This is a genomic window from Klebsiella sp. GB_Kp047 (assembly GCF_040065235.1).
Lineage (GTDB): Bacteria > Pseudomonadota > Gammaproteobacteria > Enterobacterales > Enterobacteriaceae > Klebsiella > Klebsiella quasipneumoniae.
On record NZ_JBEAJG010000041.1, the window covers coordinates 616,827 to 633,467 of the forward strand.

The following is a 16,641-nucleotide window of genomic DNA, read 5'->3' on the forward strand; positions in this document are numbered from 1 at the left end:
GCATGGCCCTCCCGTTTCCGGTGATTAACGCAGATAGTGTTCCGTCAGGCCGCACCACAGCGCCGCCCCGCTTAGCAACAGCGCGTCGTTGAAGTCATAGCCCGGGTTATGCACCATGCAGCGATCCGGCTCGTCGCCAGCGCCGATAGTGAAATAACTGCCGTGGGGGTGCTGCTCCAGCATGAAAGCGAAATCTTCACTGCCCATAAACGGCTTCACCTCGCCCACCTGCTCTGCGCCAAACAGCGCTGTCGCCACCTCCCGCACCATAGCGTTTGCCGCCGGATCGTTACGCAATACCGGGCTGCCGTTGACGTGGGTCAGCGTGGCCGTGGCGTTGAAGCTCTCCGCCTGGGCCACGGCAATGTCATGGATCCGCTGCAGCACGATCTTACGTACCTGCTCATTGAGGGTGCGCACCGTGAGCTTCATCAGCACGTGATCGTTAATGATATTGGGCGCATGTCCGGCCTGGATGCTGCCGACGGTCACCACCGCTGGCTCAAACGGGGTGATATTGCGCGAGACGATGGACTGCAGCGCGAGGGTAATATGGCAGGCCACCAGCGTGGCATCCACCGTATGCTCCGGCACCGCGCCGTGGCCGCCAACGCCCTTCACTTCAATATGCAGCGTATCGGAGGAGGCCATCATCGCCCCGTCGCGCAGGCCGATTTTACCCAGCGGCTGACCCGGCATATTGTGCAGGCCGAAGATGGCGTCGCAGGGAAACTGGTCAAACAGACCGTCCTCGACCATTATCCGCCCACCGTACAGTAACTCTTCCGCGGGCTGGAAAATCAGCTGCAGCGTCCCGTTAAACTGGCGTGTGCGCGCCAGATATTCAGCCGCGTAGAGCAGCGTAGTGGTGTGCCCGTCATGGCCGCAGCCGTGAAAGCGCCCTTCGACCTGGCTTGCCCACGGCTTCCCGCTCCGCTCCTGCATCGGCAGCGCATCCATATCGGCCCGCAGGCCGAGGCGTTTTTTTCCGTGGCCGACGCGCAGCGTGCCCACCACTCCGGTGCCCGCCAGGCCGCGGTGAACCTCGTATCCCCACTCGCCAAGCAGTCGGGCGACCTCGCTGCTGGTCTGATGCTCTTCAAAGCCGATCTCCGGCTGCTGGTGGAACCGGCGACGTAAGGCAATAAATTGCGCCTCGTTGACCTGCAAGGCTTCAAGCAACTGATGTGTCATTTTTTTTATTCCTGTGTTGTGTTTGCACGACACTTTCGAGTTTATGCGGGTGAAACAGCTTTCAGGCGCGGTTTTTTGTTTTATATTGACGAGAAATCAATGAGTGTTTTTCATACATATCGGTTATGACAAAAAACAACCGGTTGCTTTTTGTCGACAGAGGAGAGCCATGTGGAGCAGCATTCAGGCGACTTTAGCGTCACCGTGCGCGATGTGCGTCAGCTGAGCCAGCCGGAAAGCGATCTGCTGACGCTGCTGTGGGTGCTGGAGGGGAGCGTAAATCTAACGGAGGCGGAAGGTGCGCCGCAGCAGCTTGCCGTCGACGGGCTGGCGATCGTTAACCGCAACCGTCGCTGGAGCCTGCGCAGCGCCGGGGGCAACGCGGTGATGATCCTGACCCTCGCCGCCAGCTGGCTGGCCCGCCTCGACACCACTTTTTTTGCCGTCGACTACCAGATATCGCCGCGCACCCGGGATGCCGATGACGGCCTGCGCCGCCTGATGCGCCAGCTGCTGGTGAGCGGTCTGGTCAATCATCCCGGCCATTACCGGCTGGAGGCCAACCGCTGGTTGAGCGAGATAGCGCTGCTGCTGGCCACGCGCTTCAGCCAGCCCATCGTCTCCACGCCGCGGCGCGATTCAGAAAAATGGAGCCGGAGGATAGCCAGCGTGGTGGCGCGGATCGACGCCAACTATCAGCGCCGTCTCTCTTTACAGGAGGTGGCGGCCGCAGAGTTTGTCTCCGAGGCCTGGCTGTCACGCCTGTTTCACAAGGAGGTTGGGGTCAGTTTTGTTCAGTACCTCACCGCGCTGCGCCTGCGCCACGCCGCCGACCAGCTGTTAACCACCCGCAAACCCGTTCAGCAAATTGCCCGCGAACAGGGGTTCGCCAGCACGCGAATGATGAGCGATCTGTTTAAGCGCCACCATGGCGTGACGCCGCGCCAGTATCGCGAGCAGTCCCCCCGGGAGCCTGGCCGACCGCGCCCGCCGCAGGGAGATCGCTGGCAGCCGGTGGCCGTGGACCGGCTCTACGCCCGCCTTAATGAGCCCGAACCACCCGACAGGGAGAGCCAGCCGCTGCTGATCAATCCGCCGCAAACCCGGGAGATCAACCTGCACCAGCGACCGGCGCGCGCCGCAGTGCTGCGCCATACCCGGATGGTGGTGACCGTGCGCGAGCTGGACGATCTGCTGCGGGAGGACGTGCGCCGCGAGCTGGAGCAGTTGCACCGCGTCCTGCCTGTGTATGCCATCGATATCAACGACGCCTTTCTCAGCAGCCGCCTGTTCGGCACCGGCTGGGACGATCCGCAGATGGCTGGCTACGCCTGCTGGTACAACCTGCAGCAGATCTTCAGCTGGCTGGCGGTGATGGGCTGGCAGGTGATCCTGCATACCGGGGTCACCACTCGCAGCGACCTGCTGCAGCGCTTCCTGCAACTCGCTGCCAACCATTTTCCGCCGGCGACGCTCAGCAGTTGGCGCTTTGTCTGGCACTGGTCGCCGCAGGCGAGCGAAGCGGCCCGCCAGGCCGCCTGGCGGCAGCAGCGCGAGGTTCTTCACCGTCTTCTGCCGCAGCCGCAGCTGGGGATCTGGCACCGCTTTGCCGCCAGCGCGCCCGGGGACGATTCCCTGTTCCACTCGCCGCTGCTGGCGGAATCCGATTTTCTCGCCTGCCAGGCGGATGCCAACGAACAGCTCGATCTGGCCCAGGCGGACAGCAGCAGTCTGGCCTCCTGCGAGCACTATCCGGCGCATAAGCTGCGGCAAATCCACAGCGCCCTGCGTCAACGGCAGCTCAACCTGCCGCTATGGCTGCTCTCGTGGAATACGCTGACCGGCGATACGCGGGATACTAACGGGCGCTTTTTTCGCGGCGCGCTGTTGATGGATAATCTGCTGGGGGTCGCTGACCAGGTCTGGCTGGCGGGCTTCTGGTTAAATTCCGGCCTTCAGGGCGAAGCCCGCGCCAACGGCAAGCTGGATACCTCCAGCCTGGCGCTGCACTATCTGCACGGGCTGCCGCGCCCGGTTTACTGGGTGCTGTGGCTCTGGCGACGTCTGCGCGGCGAGATCCTGTTCCACGACAAAAACCTGCTGCTGCTTCATCATCAGGGGCACTACCAGCTGCTGCTGCGCAATACGGTGGTCTACAACCCCTGGCTCTCCAGCGAAGCGGCTTTTATTCAACGCTTCAGCCAGCCGTACAGTGTGCGGCTGCAGGGGCTCAAGGGCCGCTGGCGCGTCAAACAGCACCTGTTCGATCAGCACCACGGCGCGCTGTTCCCGCTGGTGGACGCCTTTCGCAGCCGCAGCGGCCCCGACGCCGAAGATTATCAGTGGCTGATGCATCAGGCTCGTCCGGCGCTCAGCGTGGAGGAGGCCCGGCTCGATGGCCACTGGCTGCGGGTCGACTCGCTGGAGAGCAACGCCCTGGCGCTGTACGAATTTACCCCTCAGCTCTCCCCCGGCGAGGATCCTGACGCCTGAAGCAAACCGTGAATTTTGCGCTGGCTCTCCGTCGTCGCCGGATTGAAAACCAGCAGCGACAGATCGGGACGGCCTTCCACGGCAAAAGAGGTGAACTCCAGATCGAGCGGGCCCATCTGCGGGTGGTTAATGCGCTTATAGCCTTCGCCGTGGCCGGCGACGTCATGACTTTGCCAGAAACGGGCGAACTCGACGCTTTGCTGGCTGAGCTCCGCGATCAGCTGGTCAGTTTCTTTCGTGGCGCCCATCCGCGTGACGTCGGCGCGGAAGGCGTTAACGATAAGCTGCCCCACCGTCTGCCAGTCCTCCAGGGTGCAGCGGGCCTCAGGCCGGGTAAACAGGCGGCGCAGCACGTTGCGCTCCGCCAGCGGCAGCTGGCCGTAGTCGGTCAGCACCCTCGCCGCCGCCGTGTTCCAGGCGATCACGTCCCAGCTGGCGGAACGGATAATCGCCGGAATGGTGAAGGCGTCCAGCACCCGCTGCAACCGCGGCGTCATATCATCTGTGACCGTCAAACGGGTCTGCGGCGGATGGCCAAAGGCAAGAATAAACAGATGTTCGCGCTCCGGGGTGGTCAGCCGCAGACCGCGGGCGATCCGCTCCAGCACCTCGCGGGAAGGCGCCCCGCCGCGGCCCTGTTCAAGCCAGGTATACCAGGTCGGGCTGATGCTGGCCAGCTGGGCGACCTCTTCACGACGCAGGCCCGGCGTGCGCCGGCGTCCCGCCGGGAAGCCAAACGTCGCCGGGTCGAGACGCTGACGCCTGGCGCGGAGAAAATCACCTAAAGCATGATTGTCAAAAGTGTTCATCATCTGCCTGTGAGTCTGCCTGTTAGAATTTATACCCCGATAATGTCTCTACTTTTATAGTATGACATCGTGGGTAGGATACGCCTGTAAACCCGTTCAGGAGGTTCATGATGCGTATATTTCTTACCGGCGCGAGCGGATTTATCGGCTCGCGTATTCTTCCGGCGCTGCAGGCGTCGGGTCATCAGGTTATCGGCCTCGCGCGCAGCGACGCTACGGCGCAGGCCCTGGAAGCGGCAGGCGTCGAGGTGCATCGCGGCACGCTGGATGCCCCCGATTCGCTGCTGGCGGGCGTCGAGCGCGCCGACGCGGTGATCCATACCGCTTTCGACCACGACTTCAGCCGCTTTGCCGCCAACTGCGAGAAAGACCGCCAGGCGATCCTGACCATGGGCCAGGCGCTGCGCGGCAGCGAGCGGCCGCTGGTCATCACCTCCGGCACGCTGATGGGCGACGACGGGAGCGGCGCCCCGGCCCGCGAGTCGTGCTTTAACGCAGCGCACCCCAGCCCGCGCACCGCTTCAGAGCTCGCCGGCCAGCAGCTGCTGGAGGCGGGAGTGGACGTCCGGGTGGTTCGCCTGCCGCAGGTGCATGACACCGTGCGCCAGGGGCTGCTGACCTGCTATATCGAGCGCGCGGTCGCCAGCGGCGCGGTGGCCTTGCGCGGCGAGGGGAACAACCGCTGGTCCGCCGCCCATGTCGATGACGTCGCGCGCCTGTACGTCAGCGCCCTGCTGCAGGGCGCTGCGGGCGAACGCTACCATGCGGTGGCTGAAGAGGGGATCGCGTTACGAGAGATCGCCGCAGTCATCGCCCGGGGTTTAAATCTGCCGCTGACCCAGTTGGATGAGACGCAGGCCGACGCCTGGTTCGGCTGGTTTGCCCCCTTTACCACCCTTGAGCTGCGCGCCAGCTCGGCATGGACCCGCGAGCGATTGCAGTGGCAGCCGGTCGGCCCCGGGCTGCTGGAGGACCTGCGGAATATGGATTACCAAAAAGTGACGTTGTCACAATAAGCAAAGACGTTCCGCTCCTTTATTACACCCGACGGGTAGGGTTAGCCGCCCGTCGGACCATCTGCTTTCTCCCCGCTATACTGAATTTATCCTCGGCGTTAGCGTCGCTTCCACCGTCCGGTCAACCGCGGCCAAACAGAGCTGACTGGCGATATCGGCGATAAAAAGTTACCATGTTTCATTATACAGACTCGGTTCCGCGACTATTTTAATCAATTGACTGAATACTATACGCCCCCGGTAACCGCATTATCCCTCAGGCTTGTTGAAGGCGGTGGTGAATGTCTATGAATCTTAATAAGATAGAGTTCAACTCTATAATCAAACAGAAAATATGCGCCTGAAATTGTCATCTCTCCTGGCAGCGGTTTCCCTGCTGTGTGGGCAGGCTTTTGCCGCCCCTGCGCTCCCCGACCGCGCCGATATTCGCGACAGCGGTTTCGTCTATTGCGTCAGCGGCCAGGTGAATACCTTTAATCCGCAGAAAGTGAGCAGCGGACTGATCGTCGATACGCTGGCTGCGCAGATCTACGATCGCCTGCTTGACGTCGACCCTTATACCTATCGGCTGGTCCCCGAGCTGGCGGAGAGCTGGGAAGTCCTTGATAACGGCGCCACCTACCGTTTTCACCTGCGCCGCCACGTCCCGTTTCAACGCACGGCATGGTTCTCCCCGACGCGGGATTTCAACGCCGATGACGTGATCTTTACCTTTGGCCGCATCTTTAACCGCGATCATCCTTGGCACAACGTCAACGGCAGCAGCTTCCCCTACTTCGACAGCCTGCAGTTTGCCGACAGCGTGGAAAGCGTCCGCAAGCTCGATAATCAGACCGTGGAATTTCGCCTCAAGCGGCCGGACGCCTCATTCCTCTGGCATCTTGCCACCCACTATGCGTCGATTACCTCCGCCGAATATGCCGCCCGCTTAACGCAGGACGATCGTCAGGAACAGCTCGATCGCCAGCCGGTGGGCACCGGCCCGTTCCAGTTGTCCGAGTACCGCTCCGGACAGTATGTTCGCCTTCAGCGCCACCCCGGGTACTGGCGCGGCAAACCGTTGATGCCGCAGGTGGTGGTCGACCTCGGCTCCGGCGGTACCGGCCGCCTGTCAAAACTGCTGACCGGCGAATGCGACGTGCTGGCCTGGCCGGCCGCCAGCCAGTTGACGATCCTGCGTGACGACCCGCGCCTGCGCCTGACGCTGCGTCCGGGGATGAACATTGCCTGGCTGGCCTTCAACACTGCCAAGCCACCGCTGGACAACCCGGAGGTACGCCACGCGCTGGCGCTGGCCATCAACAACCAGCGCCTGATGCAGTCCATCTACTACGGCACCGCGGAGACGGCGGCGTCGATGCTGCCGCGCGCCTCCTGGGCCTACGATAACGACGCTAAGATTACCGAATATAATCCCCAGGAGGCTCGTGCTCGTCTGAAGGCGCTGGGGCTGGAAAATCTCACCCTCAAGCTGTGGGTTCCCACCAGCTCGCAGGCGTGGAACCCCAGCCCGTTGAAAACAGCCGAGCTGATCCAGGCGGATATGGCGCAGATTGGCGTCAAAGTAATCATCATGCCGGTGGAGGGGCGCTTCCAGGAGGCGCGGCTGATGGACATGAACCATGACCTGACGCTCTCCGGCTGGGCGACGGACAGTAACGATCCGGACAGTTTTTTCCGGCCGCTGCTGAGCTGCGCGGCGATCGCCTCGCAAACCAACTTTGCCCACTGGTGTAACCGGGAATTTGATGACGTGCTGCAAAAAGCGCTGCTCTCGCAACAGCTCTCCTCGCGGATGGACGCTTACAAAGAGGCCCAGCGCATCCTCGCCCGTGAACTGCCGGTCCTGCCGCTGGCCTCGTCGCTGCGGTTGCAGGCCTATCGCTATGATATGAAAGGTCTGGTGCTTAGCCCCTTCGGTAACGCTTCCTTCGCTGGCGTATCGCGGGAGAAAACCGAAGAGGTGAAAAAACCATGATTATTTTTACCCTGCGCCGTCTGCTGCTGCTGTTGGTCACCCTCTTTTTTCTGACCTTTGTCGGCTTCAGCCTGAGCTACTTCACCCCCCATGCCCCGCTGCAGGGCGCGACCCTGTGGAATGCGTGGCTGTTCTGGTTTGAAGGGGTACTACACTGGGATTTTGGCGTCTCCAGCATCAACGGCCAGCTGATTTCCGAGCAGTTGCGCGAGGTGTTCCCGGCGACCATGGAGCTGTGCATCCTCGCCTTCGGCTTTGCCCTGCTGATTGGCATTCCGGTGGGGATGATCGCCGGTGTGATGCGCAACAAATGGCCCGATACCCTGATCAGCGCCGTTGCGCTGGTCGGTTTTTCGATCCCGGTCTTCTGGCTCGCGCTGCTCCTGACCCTCTTCTTCTCCCTGACCCTCGGCTGGCTTCCGGTCTCCGGCCGCTTCGACCTGCTGTATGAGGTGAAAAACGTCACCGGTTTCGCGCTGATCGACGCCTGGCTTTCGGACTCGCCGTGGCGCCATGAGATGATCGTCAGCGCCGCCCGGCATATGGTGCTGCCGGTGCTGACCCTGGCGGTAGCCCCCACTACCGAAGTGATCCGCCTGATGCGCATTAGCACCAGCGAGGTCTATGACACCAACTACGTCAAGGCGGCCGCCACCCGCGGCGTGTCGCGACGCAAAATTCTACTGCGCCACGTGCTGCACAACGCCCTGCCGCCGGTGATCCCGCGCCTCGGCCTGCAGTTTTCCACCATGCTCACCCTGGCGATGATCACCGAGATGGTGTTCAGCTGGCCCGGACTGGGCCGCTGGCTGATCAACGCCATTCGTCAGCAGGACTACGCGGCGATCTCCGCCGGAGTAATGGTGATTGGCGCGCTGGTGATTATTGTCAACGTGATTTCCGATATTCTCGGTGCCATGGCTAACCCACTGAAACATAAGGAATGGTATGCCCTACGATAGCACCTACAAAATAAATATTTTTGTCCATTAAAAACAATGAGTTAAATTTTTAAATTGTGCGATTTTCCTGATTTTAATACACAATTTTGTACACATTGTTTTTGACGTCATCTCCGACAGTCATCAGTTAGATGGCTGTCGGAGTTCCCTTCCTACGTTTCCTCCACACCTTCTATACTTTCAGTCTGAAGACTGGAGGTAACCATGTGCGGACGCTTTGCTCAATCCCAAACCCGTGAAGAATATCTGGCATACCTAGCGGATGAAGCCGAGCGCGACATTGCATACGACCCTGAGCCGATTGGGCGTTACAACGTGGCGCCGGGGACTAAAGTTTTGCTCCTGAGCGAACGAGACGAACAGCTGCACCTCGATCCGGTTCACTGGGGTTACGCACCCGGGTGGTGGGATAAACCACCGCTGATTAATGCTCGAGTAGAAACCGCGGCGACAAGCAGAATGTTCAAGCCTCTATGGCAACACGGGAGAGCAATTTGTTTTGCCGATGGCTGGTTTGAGTGGAAGCGAGAAGGCGATAAGAAACAGCCTTACTTCATCCACCGAAAAGACGGTAAGCCCCTTTTTATGGCGGCGATCGGCAGCGTCCCTTTCGAACGCGGAGATGAAGCTGAGGGATTTTTGATAGTGACTGCAGCTGCCGACCAGGGTCTGGTCGATATTCATGATCGCCGGCCACTCGTCCTGGTGCCGGAAGCAGCACGCGAATGGATGAGGCAGAATATCGGAGGGAAAGAGGCAGAGGAGATCGTTGCCGACGGTTCAGTGTCAGCAAACCATTTCACTTGGCACCCTGTATCCCGCGCAGTGGGAAACGTTAAGAATCAGGGGGCTGAATTGATTGTGGCTGTCAAAAGCCTATAGCTTTATAAAACCCGCAATGCGGCAGATGCAGACGTTGTTTACATTGCGCAGCACTTATTGATGGGGACCATGTCAACCGATTCAGGCTTTTACTCTGCCTTTCACTCCCGCCATCAAACTATGCTTTCCTTCTAAATCTACATCAGATGTCCATGCAGTGTAATTGCGACTCCTGCGGCCAGAAGCAACAATTTTACGCTTAATTTCTCTTGGGGACATGTTCTTCGCTTGACCTGCAAGAACATAGTCTCTGGATGCTTTCTCTATCGTTTTCAGTAAACTATCTGTGAGGATTTGTCCGTTGTTACGACATCTGCGAGTATTAAATCGTACAGCAAAATTCAGCACGTCCTGATAATCAGAGCGGACAATTTCTGTTTTGAGCATCTGCTGCACGCGTTTGTGGGCAGTTGTCGATTTCCCCTGTTTCACTATTGCTTGCTTAGCTGGCCTCATATCCCCCCTCCTAATATTGTACTAATAATTATTTTATCATAACAGTTCATAAAACACTCAATGCAAACTATCAGAGCAGCTTTGTCAAGAGCTTAGCGCGGGGCGAATTGTTCCGCTTCACTCGAGCTTTGTCTGCGGCGTTCAGGGAATAGCCAAAAGATGCATATCTTTCAATGAGCTTCTTATCCGGCCGACTTATATTGACCTGTCTGATACCATATGCATCAGCGAAACTCTCTGAAATGATGAGCGCAATCGGCATGACAAAACCTTTCAAAGGATGGTTATGTGGATTTCCTTCGAGGTAACGAAGGGTTATACAAAGTCGATTTTTAGAACGTCTACCAAGCATCAACCCACAAAGAAAATCGCGGCATCGAATACTCACATCAATGCGTTTGGTCTGATTACGTCTTTCTTGGTTCCAGTTGAAGTCAATGTACTGCCGTTTTTCTGGCAGACGCCAACTCCTACTAGCCTCATCTGAGTCTTCATAATAGATATGACCCAATTTAATTTCATCAACCGGCAATTGGCTACTAAACTTCGCAGCAATGGAAATCATGGCATCCGCAATTGCCTCAGAATAGATTAGCTCATGGGTTAGCTCTTCATTGGCAGGAAGTATACCTGCTTGTACCGACTCCATATCAACTCCCTTTTAAAATGGTTACTAGCACCAGTAAAATAAACATTTATTGATGTTTAAAACAAACACGGATGTCTACTCTTCGCTCTAAGCGGACTCTTTCAGTAGGATGATATTAGAACACATTCGTAAGGTTAAGGAACTAACAGTCATCTGACCTGGAGTAAATCGCGGTACCTAGTCGTGTACCGCGGAGAAAGCATTTCACGCTTCATCTGCCATGCGGTCTGGATTCCCTGCCCTGCAAAATACAGAGTTCCTCTTCCGCCTTTCGCATTGAGATGGTCGAGAACTTCCATCAGTTTCTCGCTATTCTTCCGTGGTGCGTTGTCGTCGAAGAGGTTGAACTGCGCTACGCCCTGGCTGTAGAAATCCCCAAGCATAACGCCTGCTTTCTGATAGCGATGCCCGTCTCGCCAGATTGCATCGAGGCATTTCGTCGCCGCGGTAATTATGTCCCTGCTGTCCTGGGTTGGCGATAGCAGCTTTACCGATGCACTGTTCCCATAGTACGGCTCGTTCAGCGCAAAGGGGCTGGTTTTGACAAATGCGGAGATAAATCTGCAATACTGGTGCTCACCACGGAGTTTCTCCGCTGCACGTGAGGCGTAGCTGCATATTGCCTGCCTCATCTCATGGTATTCCGTGATACGACCGCCGAACGAACGGCTGCAAACGATTTCCTGCTTTACCGGTGCGAACTCCTCCAGCCCTAGGCATGGTTCGCCACGCAGCTCCCGCACGGTTCGCTCCAGAACAACATTAAAATGCTTCCGGATAAAACGAATATCGGTATCCGCCAGTTGAAGAACCGTTTTAATGCCCATTGCCTCCAGTTTTTTACTGATGCGGCGCCCGACACCCCAGACCTCATCCACAGGAAGCAAAGCCATCAACTTCCTCTGCCTTTCAAGATTAGACAGATCCACCACTCCTCCGGTCTGTCGCTGCCACTGTTTCGCAGCGTGATTGGCCAGCTTTGCCAGGGTTTTAGTCTGGGCTATGCCGACGCCGACCGTGAGGTGCGTCCTGCGCAGAACCGTCTCGCGAATTTCCCTGCCAAAATCGGTAAGATCGCGACAGTTACGAACACCAGTAAGATCGCAAAATGCCTCATCAATACTGTAAATTTCGCAGCGTGGAGAGAGTTCCTCCAGCGTTGTCATCACTCGGTTGGACATATCGGCATAAAGCTCATAGTTGCTGCTAAACGCGATAATACCGTGCCGGCGAAATATGTCTTTTTGCTTGAAATAAGGCTCACCCATTTTGACGAAGGGCTTCGCCTCTTGCGAACGGGCGATCACGCAGCCGTCGTTGTTTGACAGGACGACCACCGGCCGCCCTTTCAGGTCAGGACGAAATACGGTCTCGCACGATGCGTAAAATGAGTTCACATCGCAAAGTGCAAACATCTCAGCCAGCCGATTTGATGATGTAAGTTACAACCCCGAACACATCGAGAGTATCCTCGCTACCCACGACTATCGGCGAATATGCAGGGTTCATTGGGTTAAGTTGAACCCTCGGATGCAGTTGCAGCTTCTTAACGGTAAATTCCCCATCCACAGCAGCAATAACGATATCGCCATGAACTGCTGTCCTTGAGCTATCCACAACCAGAAGATCCCCTTCCCCTATGCCGGCGTCTTTCATGCTGTCGCCAGCGGCTTTGACAAAATACGTCGCACTGGGGTGGTTAACGAGCAACTCGTTCAGATCGATGCGTTGCTCAACATAATCCTGCGCTGGACTAGGAAAGCCGCACTGCACAAGGTCGCTGTACAACGGGAGCAGCATGATCTGGCGTAACTCAACGGGCGTGTAGAACTGCATGATAGACTCGCTCACATTTATACTGTTTTTATATACAGTAGTTTTAGCGGGGCGACATATCAATATAGATTTTAGCTATCAATTTACACCATTGACGTAACACATTGATGTAACGAGTAAGGTTAGTCTGAAAGTGTTTTCAGGCCTTAGCTGTTTGATGGTTTTGCGAACAATGCGAGGTTAAAATTTTTCAGCTATGGCAATGCCTTCACCTGCGATCTCTTGCATACGGTTCGCAGGTGAGCAAACTTAACCGGCTGGAAAATATTTATAAATCGTCTTCACCCCCTCCTATTACATCGGCTACCGACCCAATGTTTTAACTGCTCAGACCAGAAATATCTGGAAGCTTTAGGCATCTTCTTGGAAGATAGATGAGCGCAAAGACGCACACAGCAATGATGTTATGTAGTATTTTCCCCTTGAGTGTGCCTGCTCAAGGGGATTTTTTATCGCCGTATTGTACTGGCAAAAATTTGTAAATCGTCTTCACTCCCACGCCTGTCGCATCGGCCACACGCTACTGGACAGGCGCTTAGTCCGGTATGTTTCTCGCGCTACTACTGCTTACGTTAACGTCTGGTAATGATCTAGCGGCGCGACGTAAAGCGGCGTTGAAAGCAATTATAGTGACCGGCCGGCGATGGTACTTCACACGGTTAGAATGACTCTGAAATAAATAAACATCTTCTGGATAGCGTTCTCTTCTACGAGCAATCATCGCCTCCACTGGAGGGGTTGATTTAACACGTAGCTCCTTCAGGTGACCCTGTTTTCGTATCAGTATCAAGTCACCATCAATATCATCATATCGAATACTCAGCAGCCTTCCAGCGCTTAAACCCGTGTGAAAAATTAACGCCCACAAGTCAGCCCATGTATCTGAGATGGAAACAAGATTGCTGTTAATAGTTAAAAATTGCTCAAAACTTATTGTTTTCTTACCGTTCACGAACAAACCAAACTGTTTTCAAAGCTGAATGAATTGATTAAGCCAAACGTAACATATCAGGAAAAGTAGTGAAATCTTTGTCTTCAAGTCGCCAGGAGGTACTTGTAGATTGTTTTCACGTCTACACCTATCACATCTGCGATCTGTTGCCGGGTAGCGCCGTTCTCCAGCATTCGGCGGCACCGCTCCACCACTTCTTCAGTCATGACCCGGCGGCGACCGCCTACTCTCCCCTGCTCCCTCGCAGCGGCTAAACCGGCACGGGTACGCTCAACGATCAGCTCGCGCTCCATTTCCGCCAGGGCGCTCATGACGTGGAAGAAAAAGCGGCCCCCTGACACTGGCGGCGACTGCCGCGAATAATGTTAATTACGGAGAAATTCTCATCTTTGATGCAATGAAGTCAGCATCTGATATTGCTGCGATTAAAGCTTACTACAGAGCGCAATACGGTAATTAATATTCTGGTAGCGGCTGTCAGTATTATGACAGCCGTCTTACTACATTAACGTTAACCTATTGCGATAATCCCCCCAAGACGACTGACCAGTGCGTTACGCATCTGTAATTTCTGCTCACTCGTTAAAAGCGCTCCAGACCAGATGCCTGATGCGGCAATTTCAATATCGGCATTCCCTGACGTGTCCGCAGATTCGTACGTTCTGGCAATGCGGATGGTTTTATCTGGGACTGCGCGAGTAGTTAAACCTACACCGGGCCCGGCAATGAGACCACCTTCCTTGCAAGCAAAAATTTGTGTTTTATACAGAGCGAAATCCGCAAATACGACATAAAATTTTCCGTCGTAAATTTCTGCGTTGACGAGATCCTGAACGAATCCACTACTGGCTCCGGCAATTGAACTAATACGATTAGTTGTTGAATCAAAAATTAACGTGTCCCCGATTGGCGACCCAGAGCCGGTGTATGTCCCAATCCCCTTTGATTTACCTGTCCCCGCTTTTGATGGCTTACATAGCAACATCAGCGTTTTTGTCACGCTATCAGATACGCCAGTGTCATACCCTCCCCCCATTGAATTACCGATAAACGAATTAGCATTAATTATCGGTGTATTAATGACGGACGGCGTGGAACCAAGTACCGGTGTAGGCCCACCTGAACCGTACAGAGTTATTGTTGCAATTGACGGCAGCGGGTAAATACTCCCGATCACATTACGTGAATCCCAGACTGCACCAGCAATATTAAATCCCAATCCTGCCATGACACCCTCTCAAATCTCAATTTCAAACATTGTGCAATAATTATCCATTCGGCGATTTAATCCGTTTGGGTCGAAAATAATCGTATCCCCCTGGGAGTCCCTGAGGCAGCCGCGAGGACCATGAGTACGATCTGGCTTTTGACCATGGGTCCCGCCAATAAACGCATAACGTAGTTTTGCACCATCTGTAACATCCGATGCCGCCACAACAGAAACAGTGTCAAATCTGACTGAGACAGATGTTATCGCAATCTCAGCGCCATCACTGTCAACTATGCTGAAGCCGAAGTTTCCCGGATCGGACACAAACGACGTATCTAAAACCAGTTTTCCCACTGGGTTGAATTTGATGTTTATTACCCGACCCTGCCGAATATGAGATATCGGCCAGAGCGGTTCAAATGGAATGCCGTCAAATATTGTTCTCTTAATTGCAATACCCATATACGCCCCGAATTCTTTGTATCCTGGTCCTGTCAGGTGCGCATCATCGTAATAATCGAAAATATACATCGGGCATACCATTACTGTGTCATCTCTGGTTTTCGCAAGTTCGAGTAATGCCATCGGGATAGTTGGGTATGCATTGTTCGGTGCCCTGTTAATCCATGAACTAAATTGATAGGTAAACCACGGCAATTCCCTTTTTTCACCCATGACTTCAGATGCATACTCATTAATTTTAGAAACCATCCTGTCATAATAATCAATATATGCATCTTTAGTTGTCCCGTTACTTTGATCTGTTTCTCCCTGAATCCACATAACAGCCTCGGGAGAGTATGTTTTCCCTGATGACTGAGACAACGCCAGCCCGTAAGATATGTCGTTGCGCACTCTTGGCATATAAATGCCAGCCGTATTGCTTAACTGCCCTATTGTTTTCCCGCCCTGCCCAGGGGCGGAACCAAGAATTGCCATGTCACTGAGAGAAAACCCATGATTTTCCTGAACCGTCAGGTCATATATCATTTTGATACAGCCTGCGACTGGCGTCTCAAAACCAGTGCCATTTCCTGTGTCCTGTATTGTCTCAGTGTAAGGCAGAAAACTCGCGTGTGTGATTGCAGGGTCTTCTCCGCCATCCTGAGCGCGTACACCGCCATTAAACTTCACTGCGTTATACAGTTCATCAATTGTTTGGACTGGAGTGCCATTTACCCCAGTTGACAACGACTGGCCAAAACTAAGTATGTGGATTATGTCAGACAAGAACTTAAATTTCAGGGTTTTACTTTCACCATTATTAAAAACTGACGGCGATTTTATTTCCCCAGTAATAATTGACGTTGACGTTACATCGCCGAGTGATGTATCTCCCGATACAGACAGTGAATTCAGTTCTGTATTCCCAGCAGCAAGAGTGCCATCGTCTTTTATTGCAAAACATAATTGCTGATAGATATCTGCCAGAGACAACTTGAAGCCCTGCGCCCCACCGAGCGAAAAATAGCTCCCATCTGGTAAATTAAGGTTCACGCCAGCAGTCAAATTCTGAATTGTCGCGCCACCGGCCAGAAGGCGCCCCGTGGAATCGATAGCGACACAAATATTGTAAAGCGCATCGTGAAATTCAACTGCAAAAGCACTGTCCATAGTTGGTTGATCGCCTGCCGCAGATATAAGGGTTGATACAATCGTATTGAGTCTCGCAATAGATGATGTAATCTGATTCGTTTCAACAGCTCCGGCAGCGAGAGTCCCATCGTCTTTTATTGCGACACTGAAATTACCAGTATCATCATTAAACGTTAAAGAAAATCCAGCAGGCGCATATTTTGAAAATAGCGAGTTAATTATTTGAACAATCGAAGTTAGATTGTCAATATCACCCTGTGACGGCATTCGACGCCCGGTAGGTTGCAGTGTCCCGGCGTTGTTAATGACCTCGATCGCGAGCGCGCTGTTATCAGGGCTACGGTAATACGTGGTGCTCCCTACGGGGATATTCGCGATATCCGCCTGGGCAGCCGCCAGCGTCGCGTACTGCTTACTGAGCGGGATCAGGTTCTGCCTGACCTCATCGTTTTTCGCCATCATCTGGCGCCACGAATAGAGTGGATCGCCACCACGGTCGGGAACATCAGCGGCTGGCCCATTGACCAGCTTATCCAGGCGCTCGGCGTTATCGAGCAACACAGCGGGAGACGTGCTCCCCAGCTCCGGGTTAAAGGCCATGTTTTTTT

General features: G+C 54.9%; 13 protein-coding genes and 2 pseudogenes. 5 read left to right on the forward strand and 10 right to left on the reverse strand.

Features of this window, described 5'->3' with window-relative positions:
- Window positions 1-24: 24 nt before the first annotated feature.
- Window positions 25-1,194, reverse strand: a complete 1,170-nt coding sequence (locus ABLV76_RS23540) for a M20 aminoacylase family protein (protein WP_348878509.1) — start codon at window positions 1,192-1,194, stop codon at window positions 25-27.
- A 171-nt stretch (window positions 1,195-1,365) separates the two neighbouring features.
- Between ABLV76_RS23540 and ABLV76_RS23545 the strand changes: the two genes are divergently transcribed.
- Entirely contained in the window at window positions 1,366-3,687 is a 2,322-nt protein-coding gene (locus ABLV76_RS23545) for a helix-turn-helix domain-containing protein (RefSeq protein WP_348878510.1), read from the forward strand.
- Here ABLV76_RS23545 and ABLV76_RS23550 read toward each other — a convergent pair.
- Window positions 3,654-4,496: a helix-turn-helix transcriptional regulator gene (locus tag ABLV76_RS23550; RefSeq protein ID WP_025999299.1), complete on the reverse strand. Its 843-nt coding sequence runs from the start codon at window positions 4,494-4,496 to the stop codon at window positions 3,654-3,656. The two genes, ABLV76_RS23545 and ABLV76_RS23550, sit on opposite strands and share 34 nt — an antisense overlap.
- 107 nt (window positions 4,497-4,603) lie before the next feature.
- Here ABLV76_RS23550 and ABLV76_RS23555 point away from each other — a divergent pair, with 107 nt between their 5' ends.
- The 4 genes from ABLV76_RS23555 (at window position 4,604) to ABLV76_RS23570 (ending at window position 9,334) form a co-directional block, all read left to right on the forward strand.
- Window positions 4,604-5,512 (forward strand): SDR family oxidoreductase, encoded by a 909-nt coding sequence (locus ABLV76_RS23555; RefSeq protein WP_074404055.1) that lies wholly within the window; start codon window positions 4,604-4,606, stop codon window positions 5,510-5,512.
- Between the two features lie 334 nt (window positions 5,513-5,846).
- Entirely contained in the window at window positions 5,847-7,490 is a 1,644-nt protein-coding gene (gene sapA, locus ABLV76_RS23560) for an ABC transporter substrate-binding protein SapA (RefSeq protein ID WP_032455881.1), read from the forward strand.
- Complete coding sequence (gene sapB / locus ABLV76_RS23565; protein ID WP_017900865.1) at window positions 7,487-8,452, forward strand: putrescine export ABC transporter permease SapB; 966 nt, start codon at window positions 7,487-7,489, stop codon at window positions 8,450-8,452. The genes sapA and sapB overlap by 4 nt, the downstream gene beginning before the upstream one ends.
- A 204-nt stretch (window positions 8,453-8,656) precedes the next feature.
- On the forward strand, window positions 8,657-9,334 hold the full coding sequence (locus ABLV76_RS23570) for an SOS response-associated peptidase (protein ID WP_048254504.1): 678 nt from the start codon (window positions 8,657-8,659) through the stop codon (window positions 9,332-9,334).
- Window positions 9,335-9,415: 81 nt separating this feature from the next.
- Here the strand turns inward: ABLV76_RS23570 and ABLV76_RS23575 are convergent, their stop codons facing one another.
- The 8 genes and pseudogenes from ABLV76_RS23575 to ABLV76_RS23610 form a co-directional block, all read right to left on the reverse strand.
- Entirely contained in the window at window positions 9,416-9,790 is a 375-nt protein-coding gene (locus ABLV76_RS23575; RefSeq protein ID WP_107357727.1) for a hypothetical protein, read from the reverse strand.
- Window positions 9,791-9,860: 70 nt separating this feature from the next.
- A complete protein-coding gene (locus ABLV76_RS23580) occupies window positions 9,861-10,439 on the reverse strand; it encodes a hypothetical protein (RefSeq protein ID WP_059476445.1) in 579 nt (192 codons plus the stop codon).
- Window positions 10,440-10,588: 149 nt separating this feature from the next.
- Window positions 10,589-11,854, reverse strand: a complete 1,266-nt coding sequence (locus ABLV76_RS23585) for a Y-family DNA polymerase (RefSeq protein WP_244356377.1) — start codon at window positions 11,852-11,854, stop codon at window positions 10,589-10,591.
- 1 nt (window position 11,855) lies between these two features.
- Window positions 11,856-12,275, reverse strand: a complete 420-nt coding sequence (locus ABLV76_RS23590) for a translesion error-prone DNA polymerase V autoproteolytic subunit (RefSeq protein WP_004179627.1) — start codon at window positions 12,273-12,275, stop codon at window positions 11,856-11,858.
- Between the two features lie 535 nt (window positions 12,276-12,810).
- On the reverse strand, window positions 12,811-13,233 hold the full coding sequence (locus ABLV76_RS23595; protein WP_001333465.1) for a hypothetical protein: 423 nt from the start codon (window positions 13,231-13,233) through the stop codon (window positions 12,811-12,813).
- A 77-nt stretch (window positions 13,234-13,310) separates the two neighbouring features.
- Window positions 13,311-13,559: pseudogene (locus ABLV76_RS23600) on the reverse strand (recombinase family protein); the annotation flags it as partial.
- Between the two features lie 179 nt (window positions 13,560-13,738).
- Window positions 13,739-14,455 carry a hypothetical protein gene (locus ABLV76_RS23605; RefSeq protein WP_142305673.1) on the reverse strand — a complete coding sequence of 239 codons (717 nt, stop codon included), beginning with the start codon at window positions 14,453-14,455 and terminating at the stop codon, window positions 13,739-13,741.
- Between the two features lie 1,833 nt (window positions 14,456-16,288).
- Window positions 16,289-16,633: pseudogene (locus ABLV76_RS23610) on the reverse strand (hypothetical protein); the annotation flags it as partial.
- Window positions 16,634-16,641 lie beyond the last annotated feature (8 nt).

Bases quoted from the DNA above. Each gene is read 5' to 3' on its own strand.
- ABLV76_RS23540 (WP_348878509.1), bottom strand. From the start codon at position 1,194: ATGACACATCAGTTGCTTGAAGCCTTGCAGGTCAACGAGGCGCAATTT.
- ABLV76_RS23550 (WP_025999299.1), bottom strand. From the start codon at position 4,496: ATGAACACTTTTGACAATCATGCTTTAGGTGATTTTCTCCGCGCCAGG.
- ABLV76_RS23555 (WP_074404055.1), top strand. From the start codon at position 4,604: ATGATGCGTATATTTCTTACCGGCGCGAGCGGATTTATCGGCTCGCGT.
- sapA (WP_032455881.1), top strand. From the start codon at position 5,847: ATGCGCCTGAAATTGTCATCTCTCCTGGCAGCGGTTTCCCTGCTGTGT.
- sapB (WP_017900865.1), top strand. From the start codon at position 7,487: ATGATTATTTTTACCCTGCGCCGTCTGCTGCTGCTGTTGGTCACCCTC.
- ABLV76_RS23570 (WP_048254504.1), top strand. From the start codon at position 8,657: ATGTGCGGACGCTTTGCTCAATCCCAAACCCGTGAAGAATATCTGGCA.
- ABLV76_RS23575 (WP_107357727.1), bottom strand. From the start codon at position 9,790: ATGAGGCCAGCTAAGCAAGCAATAGTGAAACAGGGGAAATCGACAACT.
- ABLV76_RS23580 (WP_059476445.1), bottom strand. From the start codon at position 10,439: ATGGAGTCGGTACAAGCAGGTATACTTCCTGCCAATGAAGAGCTAACC.
- ABLV76_RS23585 (WP_244356377.1), bottom strand. From the start codon at position 11,854: ATGTTTGCACTTTGCGATGTGAACTCATTTTACGCATCGTGCGAGACC.
- ABLV76_RS23590 (WP_004179627.1), bottom strand. From the start codon at position 12,275: ATGCAGTTCTACACGCCCGTTGAGTTACGCCAGATCATGCTGCTCCCG.
- ABLV76_RS23605 (WP_142305673.1), bottom strand. From the start codon at position 14,455: ATGGCAGGATTGGGATTTAATATTGCTGGTGCAGTCTGGGATTCACGT.